Source organism: Pseudomonas sp. NY11955, assembly GCF_048068035.1.
Lineage (GTDB): Bacteria > Pseudomonadota > Gammaproteobacteria > Pseudomonadales > Pseudomonadaceae > Aquipseudomonas.
The window spans coordinates 1-17704 of sequence record NZ_JBLUPS010000009.1 but is presented as its reverse complement, the minus strand read 5'-3'; the positions used below and the strand labels follow the sequence as shown (position 1 = coordinate 17704).

Below are 17704 nucleotides of genomic sequence, written 5' to 3'. Positions count from 1 at the left end.
CGAAATCACGGCTGGCGGGCTTCATCCGGCACACTGTCGAGCATCAGCCCACCGGTGTCCGAGCCGCCCAGTACCACATAGGCACTGCTGCAGAACAAAGAGTTCAACCGCTTCATGTCGGCGATCAGCTCCAAGTGTAGCGAACTGGTCTCGATACTTTGCACGACCTTGCGCTGCAGGCGGCTGACATGGGCGTGGGCGAGCCGCCGCTCCTGAGCACGGAACCGGCGTTTTTCCCGCAGCAGCAAGCGGGCGCTTTCTGGATCGGCACTGAGAAACACCGACAGGCCCAGGCGCAGGTTGGCCAGCAGTTGTTCCTGCAGGCCGGTCAGCTCCTCCAGGCCTACCTGGGAAAACTCCCGGCGCTGGCTGGTTTTCTGCTGCTGGACCTTGCGCAGCATGCGTTCGATCAGGTCGCAGGCGAGCTTGAGGTTGATCGCCAGCTCGATGATTTCGGCCCAGCGGCGGTTGTCCTGCTCGCTGAGGTCTTCCCGCGACATCTGCGCCAGGTACAGCTTGATTGCGCTGTACAGGGCTTCGGCGTCTTCGCCCAAGGCACGAACTTGCTGCGGCAAGGCGGTCTGCGTACCACGCAGGGCACCGAGCATGGCTTCGAGCAGGCTGTCGACGATGTCGCCCAGGCGCAGGGTTTCGCGGGCGGCGTTGGCCAAGGCCAGGCTGGGGGTTTCCAGGGCCGAAGCGTCGAGGTGGCGCGGGCGTACCTGGCCATTGGTGGTTTCCCGCTCAGGCAGCAGGATGTTGCACAGCCGGCCCATGGGTTTGACCGTGGGCAGCATGATCAGGCAGCGCAGCGTGTTGTAGAGCAGGTGAAAGCCGATGACCAGCTCTTGTGGGCTGAAGCTCAGGGAGTCCATCCACTCCACCAGCGGATGCAGCACTGGGATGATCAGCACCAGGCCGATCAGTTTGTACAGCAAGCTGCCCAACGCTACGCGGCGCCCGGCGGCGTTTTGCATGCTGGTGCTGATGAACGCCAGCAGCCCGCTGCCGATGTTGGCGCCGACGACCAGGCCAATGGCTACCGGCAGGCTGATCACTTCGGCGCCGGCCAGGGTGGCGGTGAGCAGCACGGCGGCCAGGCTGGAATAGGAAATCATGGCGAACAAGGCGCCCACCAAGGCGTCGAGCATGATGTCGCCGGTCAGTGAGGCAAACAGCACTTTCACGCCCTGGGCATGGGTGATCGGTGCAGCTGCCTGCACGATAAGCTCAAGAGCCAGGATGATCAGGCCAAGCCCGATGCCTACACGCCCCAGTTGGCCGGCCCGCGTCTGCTTGCGCGAAAGGAAGAAAATGACGCCAAGGAAGATCAGCAGCGGCGACAGCCAGGACAGGTCGAAGGTCAGTACCCGGGCCATCAGCGCGGTACCCACGTCGGCCCCCAACATGATCGCCAACGCCGGGGTCATGGCCATCAAGCCCTGGCCGACGAAGGACGTGACCAGCATGGCCGTGGCGTTACTGCTTTGCACCATGGCCGTGACCAGAATGCCGGCTATGAATGCCAGCGGTCGCTTGTCCATGTTCTGGCTGATGATGCGTCGCAGGTTCGAGCCGAATACCCGGAGTATGCCGGTACGCACAATGTGGGTGCCCCAGACCAGAAGCGTCACGGCCGAGAGCAGGTTGAGCAGGGTCAGCATGGCGAAGGCCCCCTGTTGCAATGGCCTAGTTGGCCAAGAAAAGAAACGTGAGCATTTGAATAATTTTCGGTGCTCACTCAAAGCTTTAGTTGTTTTGCGCAGCTGTTGCCAGCTTCGCATGGCTGGCACTGGTTTGAAACCGAACAGAAATGAAAAAAGGGCCCTGAAGGGCCCTTTCTGTCCTGCTTCCTGGTCTTATTGACCCGGAATGTCCTTGCGCAGTTTCACCGGCTCATGCTCTTTGCCTTCCTTGCGCGCCAGTGCGGTGCGCATGCGGATGTTGATCGCTTCCACTGCCAGCGAAAACGCCATGGCAAAGTAGACATAGCCCTTGGGCACATGCACGTCGAAAGCTTCGGCGATCAGCACGGTACCGACCACGATCAGGAACGACAGCGCGAGCATTTTCAGCGACGGGTGCTTGTCGATGAAGTCGCTGATGGCGCCGGCGCACAGCATCATTACCAGCACGGCCACGACGATGGCCGCGATCATTACCGGTACGTGGGAAACCATGCCCACCGCGGTGATCACCGAGTCCAGCGAGAACACGATGTCGATGATGGCGATCTGGATGATGGTGTAGAAGAACTTGCCGCCCGCGCCTTTGGGCTCATCCGGGTTTTCGTCTTCGCCTTCCAGGCCATGGTAGATCTCTTGCGAGCTTTTCCACAGCAGGAACAGGCCACCGAAGAACAGGATCAGATCGCGACCGGAGATGCCTTGGCCGAACACCACGAACAGGTCGGCGGTAAGGCGCATGACCCAGGTGATCGACAGCAACAGCATGATGCGGGTGACCATGGCCAGGGCCAGGCCGAAGATCCGGGTGCGTGGCTGCATGTGCTTGGGCATGCGGCTGACCAGGATCGAGATCATGATGATGTTGTCGATACCGAGGACGATCTCAAGCGCGGTAAGGGTGAAAAAGGCAACCCAGATTTCCGGGCTGGTCAGCCATTCCATGTATTTTCCTTCGAGCGGTAATGGCGACGCGCCCCGGTGAGGGCGCGTCGCGTAGGTGATACGTGTGTATTAAAGACTACTGAACAGCGGGAAAATGCCCATCAGCAGTGCGGCGAGCATTATGCACAGGCACACCAGCACTGCCCACTTGAGCGTGAAGCGTTGATGATCGCCGAATTCGATACCGGCCAGGGCCACCAGCAGGTAGGTGGAGGGTACCAGCGGGCTGAGCAGGTGTACTGGCTGCCCGACGATCGACGCACGGGCCATTTCCACTGGGGTGATGCCGTAATGGCTGGCGGCTTCGGCCAGCACCGGCAGTACGCCGTAGTAGAACGCGTCGTTGGACATGAAGAAGGTGAACGGCATGCTTACGATCGCGGTGATTACCGCCAGGTAAGGGCCCAATGCTTCGGGGATGACCGCCAGCAGGCTCTTGGACATGGCGTCGACCATGCCGGTGCCGGACAAGATGCCGGTGAAGATGCCAGCGGCGAAGATCAACCCGGTCACCGCCAGCACGCTGCCTGCGTGGGCGGCGATGCGGTCCTTCTGCTGCTGCAGGCATGGGTAGTTGACGATCATGGCGATGCTGAAGGCGATCATGAACAGCACCGGCAGCGGTAGTACACCGGCGATCAGAGCGACCATCAGGGCAGCGGTCAGTGCACCGTTGAAATACAGCAGCTTGGGGCGGCGTGCGTCCGGGTACTGCGAGACGGTGATTTCGCTGTGGTCGATGTCGTCGGTAGGCAGGTGCAGTTCGCCCAGGCGAGCACGCTCACGTTTGCCGTACAGGTAGGCGATAGCCAGGATCGCCAGCACACCGAACAGCATGGCCGGAATCATCGGCACGAAGATGTCCGACGGGTCGACGTGCAGGGCGCTGGCGGCGCGGGCGGTCGGGCCACCCCATGGGGTCATGTTCATCACCCCGCCGGCGAGGATGATCAGGCCGGCCATGATCCGCGGGCTCATGCCCAGGCGGCTGTACATCGGCAGCATGGCGGCGCAGCAGATCATGTAGGTGGTGGCGCCGTCACCGTCGAGCGAAACCACCAGGGCTAGTACGGCGGTGCCGACAGAGACTTTCAGTGGGTCGCCCTTGACCAGTTTGAGGATTTTGCGCACGGCCGGGTCGAACAGGCCGGAGTCGATCATCAGGGCGAAGTAGAGGATGGCGAACATCAGCATCACGCCGGTTGGCGCGAGCTTGCTGATGCCCTCGAGCATCATCGGGCCGATCTTGGCGGAAAAACCACCGAACAGGGCGAACAGGATGGGTACCAGGATCAGCGCGATCAAGGCCGAAAGGCGCTTGGTCATGATCAGGTACATGAAGGTGATGACCATGGCAAAGCCGAGGAAGGTCAGCATGGCAATACTCCAGGCGTGGCGCTACGAAAGGAAATGTCGATTCGGGCGGATCAGCGCGTTTGGCGCTGCGCGGGGAGCATGCGGAGGGGGACTGCAGGAAGGCGGGCACAGGAATACATCAGAATCACCATTGTTGTTGTTGATTGGGCCGGGCGCGGTGTTTACCGGGTGCCCTGGCTGACCGGTCTTGTGCCGGTAGTGGGCGCTATCCTATGAGGGCAAGCTTTCAGCCAGCTTTCGCTGAAGCAAAGGCGACGAGAGGTAGGTGATGCAGAATGTGACCGAAGGGGGCTGCCATTGTGGCGCGCTGCGTTATCGGCTGGAGGGCGACCTGACAGACATTGCCCATTGCCATTGCTCGATCTGCAGGCGGGTCAGTGGTGGGCTGGTGGTGACCTGGCTCACCCTGCCCCGTTCGGGGTTCCAGTGGCTAACGGGCCAGCCGAACTGCTATGTGGCTCCGGCCAGTTGCAGCCGGTACTTCTGTGGGCGGTGCGGGGCGCATGTGGCATTGGTGACCACCCATAGCCCGGAAACGGTCGATGTGACGGTGGCGACGCTGGATCACCCGGAGCGGGTGCGGGCCAACCGGCATATCTGGGTAGGTAGCCGGTTGCCCTGGTTGCATCTGGATGAGGATCTGCCTTCGGAGGCAGGCGAGGTCATGTAGACCTGTACCGGCCTCTTCGCGGGCAAGCCCGCTCCCACAGGGATTGCACAAACCTCATGGCCTGTGGGTACTTGTGGGAGCGGGCTTGCCCGCGAAGAGGCCGGTACAGACAACACTTACAACTGCAGGCCACCCGCAGCCTTGTGCAGCGCCCGCAGATGCTCGCCGATTTGCTTCACGTTGGCCTCGACCGCGGCAATTTCCTTGGCCCGCGAAGGCTCCAGCAGCGCCCTCACCTCTTTGTCCAGGCTGGTGCTCAAACGCAACAGCTGTGCCTGCCGCTCGCTGCTCACCTGTTCCAGGTGCTTGCGCTCTTCGGGCTGTGGCAGCCCGTAGCCCTTGGCATCGAGCAACTCTGCCGGCCGGCTGAGGAAGCCGCTGTTGGCAAGCATCTGCTTGAGGGTCGCATCGGCCTTGTTGATGCTGCCATCTTTCAATGCAGCGGCATTCAAGTAGCGCTGCTTGACCTCGTCCTGAGCCAGCAGAAGCTGCCGGCGCAAGCTGGCCTGCTCAAGCAGCAGCAACGCGGCGCTGGTGCGCAGGTCAGCCTTGGCGAACCAGCTGCGGCGTTGCTCGGCATCCAGGGCCAACCAGTCTTCAACCAGGGCTTGCTTGATCGGCAGCTGTTTTCTCAGCACTTCGAACATGGCCTGGTAGCGGTCGCGGTAAGAATCGAAGCGGTAGCCCAGGCGTAACGCCTCGCGCGGGTCATCGAGCACGCTGGTGTCAGCCAGCCCCCGGCCCTTGAGCACGGCCAGCAAACCGTTGGGCATGATGCTGTCCAGGTCGTTGATGTGCGGGTTGGCTGTGCCGCTGCGCAGCAGTTTCAACGACTCCACCGCACAGTTGTTGGACAGGAACCAGTAGTTGCCGTCATAGCTCCAGTGCATCTCGGCGGCCTGGCGCACCAGGTTCTCGATTTCCTCGCGGTTGAGCTTCAAGGGCACCGAGGCCAGGCTGCGCAGTTCGGTCTTGGTGTATTCGTCGATCACCTGGCCCAGCGGCAATACGAATAGCCGCGATGGGTAGTTGCCGACCAGGCCGTCCCAGCTGGACAGCTGCACATCGTTGACGAAGGCGCGGTACGACAGCACCAGGCTCTGGTCGAGGTCCAGGCGGCAGTCTGGCCCGCGCGGGCGGCCGGGCTTGCAGATCACCAGGCGCAGCATGCTGTGGCCCCAGCGGCTGACCAGGTTCTGGTTGGCTTCGGCCAGCAGGTAGTCCACTTCATAGACCCGCTCAGGGTCGATCTCACCCAGCGGCTGGCGAGCGAAGTCACTGCCGGCGTTGATGAACGGCAGGCCCTTGGCGCAGGTGTCCTGTTGAGGTGCCCAGCCGAAGTGCTCGCGCAGGTACTGGTTCAGCGCCGGTCGCCGGCAGCCGTAGCTCGGGTCGAGGAGGAAGTACTCCATATTGACCGCGATGTATTCCTTGGGGCTGCTCAACTCATAGCTGTCGGGGCTGCGCACGAATTGGCCATTGTGCTGTTCGCGTTCGCCACGTCGGCCGACGTATTGCGGCCAGCCGGCCAGGTCGAGCAAGCGTGGGTCGTCGCTGAGGGTGAAGCGGCGCTCGGCCTGGCCACGGCATTCTTCAGGCAAGCCGACCTTGCCCAACGTGCCTTGCTGGCGCTTGCAGCGGGCAATCAGCGCGTGTTCGGCACTGGGCCACAGGCGGGCACGGTCGTAGATATGGGTGAGCTCGTGCAGCACGGTGGCCAGCAGCTCTTCACGCACCGTGCCGTGTGGGCGGTTGGTGCGCTCGCTGGCGGCGCTGCCGTCGGTAAGGCTGGGCAGCAGACGGCGGTTGAGTTCGAGGGTGGATACCAGTGATGCCTGGCCATAGGCGTCGGCAGGCATGTCGGCGCGCCAGCTGACCCGCACGCGACGGTCCAGCTGTTGCTTGAAGCGCGGGGGCAGCTTGCCCATTGCCTCGTCGAGCAGGGCTTGGGAAGCTTGTGTTTGTTGCGGGTCGAGGCCGGACGCCTGCAGCTCAAGCTGCAGGTCGGCCAGGGCGGGCGTGTCGAGCAGCGTCAGGGCGCAGCCGAGCAGCCAGGCGCGCACGCGCTTCACAGTGCCAGGATGGCTTCGGCCAATACCTGGTCGCTGGCGTCGCGCGCTTGCGGTACGCGCTCGCGCAGGGTGTTGAAGGCTGCCTCGAGTTGCACGCCACGGATGTCACCGTTGCTGGCGACGAAGCTGGCCGCGTCGTCGTGGGCTTCGCGCACCACTTTGGAGTCGCGGATCGATGTGGTGGTGTCCGAAGTGAAGTCGATCGAACGGCCAAAGGCACGCACGATGATGTTGCTGGTGGCCACCAGGGTCTGTGCGTGGGCCAGATCGGCCAGCAGCAGCATGCCGAGGGAAGCGGCAATCAGCGGTTTACGCATGGAGCATCTCCGAAAAATACAGGGAGTCAGATGTAGTTATTGGACGAGAATTGCCTGCGCCAGTTCCAGGTCGCCGACGGTGTGCCGTGCGCAATTGTGGCGCAATGATTCAAGGGCGGCCTCCAGGCGCACACCGCGGATTACGCCGTCGCTCGCAACGAATGCGGCGGCATCGTCGCGGGCCTGTCTGATCAGCTTGCGATCGAAGGGCGCCGTGGTGACTTGGCTGGTGGCATAGCCCGAGATGACCAGGCCTTGCGTGGTGGTATCCATGGCATGGGCGCTGGCCATGCCGGCAACGGAGAACAGCAGCGGCAACAGATAACGCATGGGCTTTCTTGACGGCTGGAAAAATGGACGACGAAGGCTACCCCAGGTGCGAGGGCTCAAGCCAACGCACCTGTGTTACTTGGGGTGTATCAGAGCGCCAGGATGGCCTGGGCCAGCTGTGCATCGCTGGCTTGCAAGGCCGGCATGTTCGAGCGGATGTGCACAAAGGCGCTTTCCAGGCGGGCACCGCGAATATCGCCTTGAGTGCCGACGAACGTGGCGGCGTCGTCCCGGGCCGCCTGCACGATCTTGTCGTCGCGGAACGACGAGGAAAGGTCGGATGTGGCGTCAGTGGAGGCGGCAACGGCGCGTACTACCGTATCGGTGGTAACAACGAAGCTGGTGGCGTGGGCAGTGCCAGCCAGGCCAAGTAACAGGGCGGCGCCAAGCAGGTGTTTACGGGACATGATCGTGGACTCCTGGGTAGGGTCAGGTTGGTTCTGCTCTATCGGACGTTTGCAGGGCTCGTCACGGTACGTTTTCAACAATTGGTTCTAGCAGACGGTTAAGCCAAGCGTATCACGTGCTGCTGCGTTGGGATGTTAACGAGTACTGCACCTAGAAACTGTTCTGGTACATTTTGGTTTATCTAAAACTGTACTTGTTTCGAACTTGAGTGCTCTGCGACGCGCCTTTCGGGCAATAAAAAACCCGCTGCAGTCACCTGCAACGGGTTTGGGAATTCGCGGTGCCGGCGAAGCCGGCAAGCCGGGAGCTTAGCGCCAGAAAGGCTTGCTCAGCTCTTCGTAACGCTGCGACTCGCTGATACCAGCGTCGGCCAGCAGGCGGGCGTCCAGGCGAGCCAGTTGACGGCGGCTGGCCATACGGCGCTGCCACAGCAGCAGGGTGGACAATGCGCGCAGCGGCATCGAGGCGTTGGATTGCTGGGCGTTGCTTTCAAAAACCAGACCGGAACTGAGGGTACGTTCCATGATGCTTCATCCTTCCGCTTATGGCGGGATTAGGTAGTGATTTAACTGATGCCAATGATCCTCCTCTGTCGTCCATAACAGTAGATACAGTTCTACTGAAAGACGATGGCTCAGTTAACTGTGTAACCCTACTGTTGCACTCGAAATAGGCGTAACTGTACTGGTCCGCACTGATATGGTGCGTCTCTGCATAAGAAAAGAGAATTTTTAGGTAAAGGCGATCAGAATTAGCGGTACAGTAGTACAGTTTTTATGGTGTTTGCGGTGAAGTGTTTGGGCAAAACGATTTGATTGTTAAGGCCCTTTCGCGGGCACGCCCGCTCCCACAGGGAAAGTGCTGTTTTACAGCTGCACAATACCGGTGGGAGCGGGCGTGCCCGCGAAGAGGCCGGAACAGCGGAAGCAGGGCCGCCGTTCCGTCCCTCATGTGGATCAGCTAGCCAGCATGCGCCCGGTTTCTTCCAGGTTTTCGTGCCAGCTCAGCGCTTCCCGCAGGATGTGCGGGGTATGGCCGCCACGCTGGCAGGCGCGATCGAAGTAATCGTTCAGCGCAGCGCGGTAGTCTGGGTGCACACAGTTGTCGATGATCGCCCGTGCCCGCTCGCGCGGCGCCAGGCCACGCAGGTCGGCCAGGCCTTGCTCGGTGACCAGGATGTCCACATCGTGCTCGGTGTGGTCGACATGGCTGACCATCGGCACCACGCTGGAAATCGCGCCACCTTTGGCAATCGACTTGGTGACGAACACGGCCAGGTGGGCGTTACGGGCGAAGTCGCCCGAGCCACCGATGCCGTTCATCATCCGGGTGCCGCATACGTGGGTGGAGTTGACGTTGCCGTAGATATCGAACTCCAGTGCGGTGTTGATACCGATAATGCCCAGGCGACGCACCACCTCCGGGTGGTTGGAGATTTCTTGCGGGCGCAGCACCAGCTTGTCCTTGTAGCGCTCCAGGTTGCCGAACACATCGGCATTGCGGCGGGTGGACAAGGTGATCGAGCTGCCCGAGGCGAAGCTCAGCTTGCCGGCGTCGATCAGGTCGAAGGTGGAGTCCTGCAGTACTTCGGAGTACATGGTCAGGTCTTCGAACGGCGAGTCGATCAGGCCGCACATCACCGCGTTGGCGATGCTGCCGATGCCGGCTTGCAGCGGGCCGAGCTTGTTGGTCATGCGGCCAGCGTCCACTTCTTTCTTGAGGAAGTTGATCAGGTGGTCGGCGATGCCCTGGGTTTCATCATCTGGCGGCAGCACAGTGGACGGCGAGTCCGGCTGATCGCTGATGACGATACCGACGATCTTGGCCGGGTCGATCGGGATGGCGGTGCTGCCGATACGGTCGTCGACCTTGACCAGCGGGATTGGCGTGCGGGTCGGGCGGTAGGTCGGGATATAGATGTCGTGCAGGCCTTCGAGGTTGGTGTTGTGCGAGAGGTTGATCTCGACGATCACCTGCTTGGCGAAGATCGCGAAGCTGGCCGAGTTGCCGACCGAAGTGGTTGGCACGATGTGGCCTTGCTCGGTGATGGCCACGGCTTCGATGACGGCGATGTCCGGCAGCTTCAGCTGCTGGTTGCGCAATTGCTCGACGGTTTCCGACAGGTGCTGGTCGATGAACATCACCTGCCCGTCGTTGATGGCCTTGCGCAGGGTGCTGTCGACCTGGAATGGCATGCGGCGAGCCAGCACGCCGGCCTCGGTCAGTTGCTTGTCCAGGTCGTTGCCCAGGCTGGCGCCGGTCATCAGGCTGATTTTCAGTGGCGACTGCTTGGCACGTTCGGCCAGTGCATGCGGTACGGCCTTGGCTTCGCCGGCGCGGGTGAAACCGCTCATACCGACGGTCATGCCGTCCTCGATCAGACCAGCGGCATCAGCCGCACTCATTACCTTGCTGTGCAGGGAGGACAAGCGGATACGATCACGGTACATGGATTGTTATCTCGGGCTACTGAAACTACTGCAGCGCAGTCTAGAGATTTCGCCCATTGCCGTCCCACGACCATGGTCGTATGAGAAGCCTTGAAGTAGAGCCGTTGATCCGGATCAATAAAAGGAAAGCCCCGGCAGATTCTGACCGGGGCTTCCTTTATATCAGCTGGTTTGCAGCGGCCGTTGTCACTCCACCGCTTTGACCATGTCCTCGATGACCTTCTTGGCGTCACCGAACACCATCATGGTCTTGTCCAGGTAGAACAGTTCGTTGTCCAGGCCAGCATAGCCGCTGGCCATGGAGCGCTTGTTGACGATGATGGTCTTGGCCTTGAACGCTTCGAGAATCGGCATGCCGGCGATGGGCGACTTGGGGTCATTCTTCGCCGCCGGGTTGACCACATCGTTGGCGCCCAGCACCAGCACCACGTCGGCCTGGCCGAATTCGGCGTTGATGTCTTCCATCTCGAACACCTGGTCGTATGGCACTTCGGCCTCGGCCAGCAGGACGTTCATATGCCCGGGCATGCGGCCCGCCACTGGGTGAATCGCATACTTCACGGTCACGCCGTTGTGGGTCAGCTTCTCGGTCAGTTCCTTCAACGCGTGCTGGGCACGGGCCACCGCCAGGCCGTAGCCTGGGACGATGATCACGCTGTCGGCATTGCTGAGCAGGAAGGTGGCATCGTCAGCCGAACCGGATTTTACCGGCCGCTGTTCTTGCGAACCTTGCGCCGCGCCAGTGTCGGTATCGCCCCCGAAGCCGCCGAGGATGACGTTGAAGAACGAACGGTTCATCGCCTTGCACATGATGTACGAGAGGATGGCACCGGACGAACCCACCAGGGAGCCGGCGATGATCAGCATCGAGTTGTTCAGCGAGAAGCCGATGCCGGCCGCTGCCCAGCCCGAATAGCTGTTGAGCATCGAGACCACCACCGGCATGTCGGCGCCGCCGATCGGAATAATGATCAGCACACCCATGATGAAGGCCAGGACCAGCATCAGGGTGAAGGCACTGTAATGGCCGGTGAAGGTGAACAGCAGGCCCAGGGCGATGGTGGTCAGGCCGAGGATCAGGTTCAGCTTGTGCTGGCCTGCGAACTGTACCGGTGCGCCTTGGAACAGGCGGAACTTGTACTTGCCCGACAGCTTGCCGAAGGCAATCACCGAACCCGAGAAGGTGATGGCACCGATGGCCGCACCGAGGAACAGCTCCAGGCGGTTACCGGTAGGGATCGGGTCGCTGATGGCGGCTACGATGCCCATCGACTGCGGCTCCAGCACGGCGGCGATGGCGATGAACACTGCCGCCAGGCCGATCATGCTGTGCATGAAAGCGACCAGCTCCGGCATTTTGGTCATCTCGACGCGCTTGGCCATGATCGAACCGGCGGTGCCGCCGACCAGCAGGCCGACGATGACGTAGCCGATGCCGGCGGTGGCGAGTTCAGCCCCGAGCTTATAAATGAGGCCGACCGTGGTGAGGATGGCGATCCCCATGCCGATCATGCCGAACAGGTTGCCGCGCCGCGAGGTGGTCGGGTGCGACAGGCCCTTGAGCGCCTGGATGAAGCAGATCGATGCGACCAGGTACAGAAGTGTTACCAGATTCATGCTCATGCTTACTTCTGCCCCTCGTTCTTGGCTTTCTTCTTGAACATCTCAAGCATGCGTCGGGTGACCAGGAAGCCACCGAACACGTTGACCGCAGCCAGGGCCACGGCAAGGGTGCCCATCAACTTGCCAGCTGGGGTCACGGTCAGTGCGGCAGCCAGCATGGCACCGACGATGACGATCGCCGAAATGGCGTTGGTAACCGCCATCAGCGGGGTGTGCAGCGCCGGGGTGACGTTCCACACCACGTGGTAGCCCACATAGATGGCCAGCACGAAAATGATCAGGTTGTAGATGCCGTGGGAAATCAGCATGTCTTCCATTGTCGTGCTCCTTAGCCGTTCTTGCGGACGACCTGACCATCACGGCACATCAGGCAGGCCGCGACGATGTCGTCTTCGAGGTTGATGACCAGCGCGCCGTCCTTGTCGAACAGCAGCTTCATGAAGTCCAGCAGGTTGCGTGCGTACAGCGCCGAGGCGTCGGCACCCACCTGCGCCGGCAGGTTGGTCGGGCCGACGATGGTCACGCCGTTTTCCTGCACCACCTGGTCAGCGACGGTCAGCGGGCAGTTGCCGCCCTGCGCTGCAGCGAGGTCGATGACCACCGAGCCGGGTTTCATTTGCGCAACGGTTTCGGCGCTGAGCAAGGTAGGTGCCTTGCGGCCGGGGATCAGTGCGGTGGTGATGACGATATCGGCCTGCTTGGCGCGTTCGTGCACGGCCTGGGCCTGGCGTTGCATCCAGCTGGCCGGCATGGGGCGGGCATAGCCGCCTACGCCTTCGGCGCACTCGCGTTCCTCATCGGTCTCGTAGGGCACGTCGATGAACTTGGCGCCCAGCGACTCGATCTGCTCCTTCACGGCTGGGCGTACGTCGGAGGCTTCGATCACCGCACCCAGGCGCTTGGCCGTGGCGATGGCCTGCAGGCCGGCAACGCCTGCGCCCAGGATCAACACGCGTGCCGCCTTAACGGTGCCGGCGGCGGTCATCAACATAGGCATGAAGCGTGGGTAGTGATGGGCTGCCAGCAACACGGCTTTGTAACCGGCGATGTTGGCTTGCGACGACAGCACGTCCAGGCTCTGCGCCCGCGAGGTGCGCGGTGCGGCCTCCAGGGCGAAGGCGGTGATGCCGCGCTCGGCCATCTTGCCGATCAGTTCACTGTTGAAGGGGTTGAGCATGCCCACCAGGAGGCTGCCACTGTTGATCAGTGTCAGTTCCTGGTCGTTGGGAGCGACCACTTTGAGTACCAACTGGGCGCCGTAGGCATCGGCTGCGCTCCCCAGGGAAGCACCCACGGCCTCATAGGCACTGTCCGGAATGGCGGCATTGAGCCCTGCCCCCCGTTGGACGGTGACCTGATGGCCCTGGCCAATCAGTTTCTTGATGGTTTCGGGGGTCGCAGCGACCCTTGTCTCACCGGTCTGCGTCTCGAGAGGAACACCAATGTGCACGACTATTTCTCCTGCGGTGACCTTTTGTCTTTGTAAAAGCCAGCACACTTCGGATGGTGCGCTGGGGCGGCTGTGGAGCGCCAACCCGCCGGATCCCGGGCGGGCGAAGCATTTTGCAGACGAACCCTGAGGCCTTCAACCGGTTCTGGAGCGAAACGAAGTTAAAACTACAAGTCACCCTGTGACCGCTTGTCGCAGCGATAAGGCTGCAGCCCGTCAAACATGGGCTATTGGCAGATTAGGAGAAAAAATCAAAAAAATTGCGGTTACTTCGCTTACGAGTGGGTGAGTGTCGCAAAATAACCCGCAAAGCCGCGTGTTAAGCAGGGTTAAAGGGTATTTTCATGCTTGCAATACAGTTTTCACATATGCGACAAATACATATATCTGTAGGTGTTTAAAATAATTGACTACAGGGTCAATTTGTCGCACTTGTCTTTGCCTTGGCTGTGTATGCCTGGGCCTGGGTCACAAGCCAGTCGCGAAACGCGCGTAGCGAAGCCGACTCCACTTTGCGCTCGGGAATCATCAAATAGTAGGCCTTGTCGCTGCTCAGGGCATGCCTGTTAGCGACCACCAGCCTACCCTCCTCCAATTCGCGTTGAATCAGGAACGGCGGTATCAGGGCAATGCCCATTTCGTGCATGGCCGCCTGGGCGAGCATCGAGAATAGTTCATAGCGGGGGCCTGTCATGTCGCGCTCCACATTCATGCTCACGCTGCCGAACCATTGCCGCCAGGCATAGGGGCGCGTGCTTTGCTGCAACAGGGGAAGTTGCGCGATGTGGCGTGCCTCGAGCATGCCCTGCCCGCCCAGCAGCGCCGGGCTGCACACCGGTACCGGGTTTTCCCCCATCAACCGGTGCGACTGGGTCCCTGACCAGTCGGCATCGCCAAAATAGATGGCGGCATCGAATGTGGTGTCGGCAAACAGGAATGGCCGGGTGCGGTTGGTGAGGTTGACCGTGACCTCCGGGTGGCGCTGCTGGAAGTCCTTCAGCCGTGGTAGCAGCCATTGCGTGCCAAACGTCGGCACCACAGCCAATTCGATCACATTGGCGCCCTGCTGGCGCATCACCGACAGGGTATCGCGCTCTACGGCATCCAGTTGGGCGGCCACTTGGCGGCTGTAGGACAGGCCGGCTTCGGTCAACTTCACGCCACGGCGCGAGCGGCGGAACAGTTCCACATTTAGAAAGGCCTCCAGCCCACCGATCTGCCGACAGACGGCACCCTGGGTCAGGGCAAGTTCCTGGGCGGCCTTGGTAAAGCTTTCGTTGCGGGCCGCCGCCTCGAAGCAAACCAGGGCGGCGGTACTGGGGATCTTGCGGCGCATGTACGTCAACCTCACTTGTAAGGCTGTCAATATGGCGTTTTGCCGATTTACGAAGTGACAAATTATCACTAATTGGTGCGCAATCCTCGTTTGTCCCGGCGGCCGATCAGGCCTAGGCTCAAAGGCACAAGAAACTGCCCCCTATTTCGAGGATTTCGCTCATGGCCGGTAAAGCAAGCTTCAACTGGATCGACCCGCTGCTGCTGGATCAGCAGCTCACTGAAGAAGAGCGCATGGTGCGTGACAGCGCTTATCAGTTCGCCCAGGACAAGCTGGACCCGCGTGTGCTGGAGGCCTTCCGTCATGAGCAGACCGACCCGGCGATCTTCCGCGAGATGGGTGAAATCGGCCTGCTGGGTGCAACCATTCCCGAGCAGTACGGCGGCAGTGGTCTGAACTATGTGTGCTATGGCCTGATTGCCCGCGAAGTGGAGCGTATCGACTCGGGTTACCGCTCGATGATGAGTGTGCAGTCGTCGCTGGTGATGGTGCCAATCAACGAGTTTGGCACCGAAGCACAAAAACAGAAGTACCTGCCCAAACTGGCCAGTGGCGAGTGGATCGGTTGCTTCGGCCTGACTGAGCCAAACCATGGCTCCGACCCGGGGTCGATGATTACCCGGGCCAGGAAGGTCGATGGAGGCTATCGCCTGACTGGCAGCAAGATGTGGATCACCAACAGCCCCATCGCCGACGTCTTCGTGGTCTGGGCCAAGGATGATGCGGGCGATATTCGTGGCTTCGTGCTGGAGAAAGGCTGGCAAGGCCTCAGCGCCCCGGCGATTCATGGCAAGGTCGGCCTGCGCGCCTCGATCACTGGCGAAATTGTCATGGACAATGTGTTCGTGCCGGAAGAGAACATCTTCCCTGACGTGCGTGGCCTCAAGGGCCCGTTTACCTGCCTGAACTCGGCTCGCTATGGTATTTCCTGGGGTGCGCTGGGTGCCGCTGAAGCCTGCTGGCACACCGCTCGCCAGTACACCCTGGACCGTCAGCAGTTCGGTCGCCCACTGGCTGCCAACCAGCTGATCCAGAAGAAATTGGCCGACATGCAGACGGAAATCACTCTGGCTCTGCAGGGTTGCCTGCGCCTGGGGCGCATGAAGGACGAAGGTACGGCTGCGGTGGAGATCACTTCGATCATGAAGCGCAACTCCTGCGGCAAGGCCCTGGATATCGCCCGCATGGCGCGTGACATGCTGGGCGGCAACGGTATCTCCGACGAGTTCGGTGTGGCCCGTCACTTGGTCAACCTGGAGGTGGTCAACACCTATGAAGGTACCCATGACGTGCATGCATTGATCCTGGGGCGTGCGCAAACGGGTATCCAGGCCTTCTATTGATAAGGAGCAGCCCATGGGCGCGCTATCACATCTGCGGGTGCTAGACCTTTCGCGCGTGTTGGCCGGCCCGTGGTCTGGCCAGATCCTCGCTGACCTTGGCGCTGACGTGATCAAGGTCGAGCGCCCCGGCAGTGGCGACGATACCCGTTCATGGGGGCCACCCTTCCTCAGGGACGCCGAAGGTGAGAACACCAGTGAGGCGGCCTACTACCTGTCTGCCAACCGCAACAAGCGCTCGGTGACCATCGACTTTACCCAGCCCGAGGGGCAACGCCTGGTGCGGGAGCTGGCGGCGAAGTGCGATATCGTCATCGAGAACTTCAAAGTAGGTGGGCTGGCTGCCTATGGCCTGGACTACCAGAGCCTGAAGGCGGTCAACCCGCAGCTTATCTACTGCTCCATTACCGGTTTCGGCCAGACCGGGCCATACGCCAAGCGCGCTGGATATGACTTCATGATCCAGGGGTTGGGTGGGCTGATGAGCCTGACCGGTCGCCCGGAGGGCGAGGAAGGCGCAGGGCCGGTCAAGGTGGGTGTGGCGCTTACGGATATTCTGACTGGGTTGTACTCCACGGTTGCCATGCTCGCCGCCCTGGCCCACCGGGATCAGGCCGGGGTCGGCCAGCATATCGACATGGCGCTGCTCGATGTTCAGGTGGCGTGCCTGGCGAACCAGGCAATGAACTACCTGACTACGGGCACCCCTCCCCGTCGGCTGGGTAACGCGCACCCTAATATAGTGCCGTACCAGGATTTCCCGACTGCCGATGGCGACTTCATTCTTACCGTGGGTAATGACAGCCAGTTCCGCAAGTTCGCCGAGGTGGCTGGGCAGCCGCAATGGGCAGACGATCCGCGCTTCGTTACTAATAAGCTGCGGGTGGCCAACCGGGCTGAGCTGATTCCATTGATTCGTCAGGCTACGGTATTCAAGACCACGGCTGAGTGGGTGAGCCGGCTGGAAGCTGCTGGGGTACCGTGTGGGCCTATCAATGATCTGGCGCAGATGTTCCAGGACCCTCAGGTGCTGGCGCGTGGGTTGGCGGTGAACATTGCGCACCCGTTGGCGGGTAGCGTGCCGCAGGTGGCAAGCCCGATACGGCTGTCGGAAACGCCGGTGGAGTATCGTCGGGCGCCCCCGCTGCTGGGCGAGCATACTGAGCTCGTGCTGGAGGAGGTGTTGGGCCTTGATGCTGGCGAGGTGCAGCGTCTGCGCGGTGCTGGTGTGGTTTAGTGGTAGTCGGTTTTCCTGTAAAGCGGGGAGGCCGTCAGGCCTCCCCGCTTTGCTTTTAGCGATATTTGGGATTCTTGAAATTAAAGGTTGACGCCCTTTCGAATCCCCTTATAATGCGCCCCACTTCCAGCGACATCGGAACGACAAACTCCTTGAAATTCAAAGAGTTAAGTAGTTAAGGTGATGCTGAAAGGGCTACGATCAATTGATCGCAAGCGGTTGAATTGGTGGTTGACAGCGCTTCTAAACGCTGTATGATTCGCCTCCCGCTGCGAGTGATCGCAGCGAGCCAAGTGTTTGAAGCTAAACGAGTTTCTCGCGAAAAACTTCAAAATAAACGCTTGACAGGCTCAGAGGAAAGCGTAGAATGCGCGCCTCGGTTGAGACGAAAAGCTCTTAACCAAACGCTCTTTAACAAATCGAATCAAGCAATTCGTGTGGGTGCTTGTGAGTACGGACTGATA

At 61.0% G+C, this 17704-nt stretch carries 16 protein-coding genes; 3 read left to right on the top strand and 13 right to left on the bottom strand.

Annotation, left to right across the window (positions count from 1 at the left end):
• Positions 1 to 5: 5 nt before the first annotated feature.
• The 3 genes from ACNFBR_RS17485 to ACNFBR_RS17475 all read right to left on the bottom strand — a co-directional run bounded on the left by ACNFBR_RS17485 (position 6) and on the right by ACNFBR_RS17475 (position 4007).
• Positions 6 to 1664, bottom strand: coding sequence for a Na/Pi cotransporter family protein (locus tag ACNFBR_RS17485; RefSeq protein WP_416736076.1), 1659 nt, complete (start codon positions 1662 to 1664; stop codon positions 6 to 8).
• A 195-nt stretch (positions 1665 to 1859) separates the two neighbouring features.
• Positions 1860 to 2630, bottom strand: a complete 771-nt coding sequence (locus ACNFBR_RS17480; RefSeq protein ID WP_416736075.1) for a TerC family protein — start codon at positions 2628 to 2630, stop codon at positions 1860 to 1862.
• A gap of 69 nt (positions 2631 to 2699) precedes the next feature.
• Positions 2700 to 4007, bottom strand: coding sequence for a CitMHS family transporter (locus ACNFBR_RS17475; RefSeq protein WP_416736074.1), 1308 nt, complete (start codon positions 4005 to 4007; stop codon positions 2700 to 2702).
• 268 nt (positions 4008 to 4275) lie between these two features.
• On the opposite strand from ACNFBR_RS17475, the gene ACNFBR_RS17470 reads away from it, so the two are divergent.
• Entirely contained in the window at positions 4276 to 4677 is a 402-nt protein-coding gene (locus ACNFBR_RS17470; RefSeq protein WP_416736073.1) for a GFA family protein, read from the top strand.
• 116 nt (positions 4678 to 4793) lie between these two features.
• Here the strand turns inward: ACNFBR_RS17470 and ACNFBR_RS17465 are convergent, their stop codons facing one another.
• The 10 genes from ACNFBR_RS17465 to ACNFBR_RS17420 form a co-directional block, all read right to left on the bottom strand.
• The gene (locus ACNFBR_RS17465) at positions 4794 to 6749 is read right to left on the bottom strand and encodes a DUF4105 domain-containing protein (protein WP_416736072.1); all 1956 of its coding nucleotides are present in this window, start codon (positions 6747 to 6749) and stop codon (positions 4794 to 4796) included.
• Entirely contained in the window at positions 6746 to 7066 is a 321-nt protein-coding gene (locus ACNFBR_RS17460) for a DUF2388 domain-containing protein (protein WP_416736071.1), read from the bottom strand. Before ACNFBR_RS17460 ends, ACNFBR_RS17465 begins: the two co-directional genes overlap by 4 nt.
• A 36-nt stretch (positions 7067 to 7102) precedes the next feature.
• Positions 7103 to 7396: a DUF2388 domain-containing protein gene (locus ACNFBR_RS17455; RefSeq protein ID WP_416736070.1), complete on the bottom strand. Its 294-nt coding sequence runs from the start codon at positions 7394 to 7396 to the stop codon at positions 7103 to 7105.
• Between the two features lie 89 nt (positions 7397 to 7485).
• Complete coding sequence (locus ACNFBR_RS17450; protein ID WP_012269956.1) at positions 7486 to 7803, bottom strand: DUF2388 domain-containing protein; 318 nt, start codon at positions 7801 to 7803, stop codon at positions 7486 to 7488.
• Between the two features lie 309 nt (positions 7804 to 8112).
• The gene (locus ACNFBR_RS17445; protein ID WP_201204204.1) at positions 8113 to 8328 is read right to left on the bottom strand and encodes a DUF1127 domain-containing protein; all 216 of its coding nucleotides are present in this window, start codon (positions 8326 to 8328) and stop codon (positions 8113 to 8115) included.
• A gap of 432 nt (positions 8329 to 8760) precedes the next feature.
• On the bottom strand, positions 8761 to 10254 hold the full coding sequence (locus ACNFBR_RS17440) for an acetyl-CoA hydrolase/transferase family protein (RefSeq protein WP_416736069.1): 1494 nt from the start codon (positions 10252 to 10254) through the stop codon (positions 8761 to 8763).
• 186 nt (positions 10255 to 10440) lie between these two features.
• Positions 10441 to 11877, bottom strand: a complete 1437-nt coding sequence (locus tag ACNFBR_RS17435; RefSeq protein WP_416736068.1) for an NAD(P)(+) transhydrogenase (Re/Si-specific) subunit beta — start codon at positions 11875 to 11877, stop codon at positions 10441 to 10443.
• A gap of 2 nt (positions 11878 to 11879) precedes the next feature.
• On the bottom strand, positions 11880 to 12194 hold the full coding sequence (locus tag ACNFBR_RS17430; RefSeq protein ID WP_016484308.1) for an NAD(P) transhydrogenase subunit alpha: 315 nt from the start codon (positions 12192 to 12194) through the stop codon (positions 11880 to 11882).
• A gap of 11 nt (positions 12195 to 12205) precedes the next feature.
• A complete protein-coding gene (locus ACNFBR_RS17425) occupies positions 12206 to 13327 on the bottom strand; it encodes a Re/Si-specific NAD(P)(+) transhydrogenase subunit alpha (protein ID WP_416736067.1) in 1122 nt (373 codons plus the stop codon).
• Between the two features lie 418 nt (positions 13328 to 13745).
• Entirely contained in the window at positions 13746 to 14663 is a 918-nt protein-coding gene (locus tag ACNFBR_RS17420; RefSeq protein ID WP_416736066.1) for a LysR family transcriptional regulator, read from the bottom strand.
• Positions 14664 to 14824: 161 nt separating this feature from the next.
• Between ACNFBR_RS17420 and ACNFBR_RS17415 the strand changes: the two genes are divergently transcribed.
• Positions 14825 to 16006 (top strand): acyl-CoA dehydrogenase, encoded by a 1182-nt coding sequence (locus tag ACNFBR_RS17415; RefSeq protein ID WP_416736065.1) that lies wholly within the window; start codon positions 14825 to 14827, stop codon positions 16004 to 16006.
• A 13-nt stretch (positions 16007 to 16019) separates the two neighbouring features.
• Positions 16020 to 17240, top strand: coding sequence for a CaiB/BaiF CoA transferase family protein (locus tag ACNFBR_RS17410; protein WP_416736064.1), 1221 nt, complete (start codon positions 16020 to 16022; stop codon positions 17238 to 17240).
• Positions 17241 to 17704: the final 464 nt, after the last annotated feature.

Excerpts from the sequence above, each read along its gene's own strand:
- ACNFBR_RS17485 (WP_416736076.1), bottom strand. The coding sequence starts at position 1,664 with ATGCTGACCCTGCTCAACCTGCTCTCGGCCGTGACGCTTCTGGTCTGG.
- ACNFBR_RS17480 (WP_416736075.1), bottom strand. The coding sequence starts at position 2,630 with ATGGAATGGCTGACCAGCCCGGAAATCTGGGTTGCCTTTTTCACCCTT.
- ACNFBR_RS17475 (WP_416736074.1), bottom strand. The coding sequence starts at position 4,007 with ATGCTGACCTTCCTCGGCTTTGCCATGGTCATCACCTTCATGTACCTG.
- ACNFBR_RS17470 (WP_416736073.1), top strand. The coding sequence starts at position 4,276 with ATGCAGAATGTGACCGAAGGGGGCTGCCATTGTGGCGCGCTGCGTTAT.
- ACNFBR_RS17460 (WP_416736071.1), bottom strand. The coding sequence starts at position 7,066 with ATGCGTAAACCGCTGATTGCCGCTTCCCTCGGCATGCTGCTGCTGGCC.
- ACNFBR_RS17455 (WP_416736070.1), bottom strand. The coding sequence starts at position 7,396 with ATGCGTTATCTGTTGCCGCTGCTGTTCTCCGTTGCCGGCATGGCCAGC.
- ACNFBR_RS17450 (WP_012269956.1), bottom strand. The coding sequence starts at position 7,803 with ATGTCCCGTAAACACCTGCTTGGCGCCGCCCTGTTACTTGGCCTGGCT.
- ACNFBR_RS17445 (WP_201204204.1), bottom strand. The coding sequence starts at position 8,328 with ATGGAACGTACCCTCAGTTCCGGTCTGGTTTTTGAAAGCAACGCCCAG.
- ACNFBR_RS17440 (WP_416736069.1), bottom strand. The coding sequence starts at position 10,254 with ATGTACCGTGATCGTATCCGCTTGTCCTCCCTGCACAGCAAGGTAATG.
- ACNFBR_RS17435 (WP_416736068.1), bottom strand. The coding sequence starts at position 11,877 with ATGAGCATGAATCTGGTAACACTTCTGTACCTGGTCGCATCGATCTGC.
- ACNFBR_RS17430 (WP_016484308.1), bottom strand. The coding sequence starts at position 12,194 with ATGGAAGACATGCTGATTTCCCACGGCATCTACAACCTGATCATTTTC.
- ACNFBR_RS17420 (WP_416736066.1), bottom strand. The coding sequence starts at position 14,663 with ATGCGCCGCAAGATCCCCAGTACCGCCGCCCTGGTTTGCTTCGAGGCG.
- ACNFBR_RS17415 (WP_416736065.1), top strand. The coding sequence starts at position 14,825 with ATGGCCGGTAAAGCAAGCTTCAACTGGATCGACCCGCTGCTGCTGGAT.
- ACNFBR_RS17410 (WP_416736064.1), top strand. The coding sequence starts at position 16,020 with ATGGGCGCGCTATCACATCTGCGGGTGCTAGACCTTTCGCGCGTGTTG.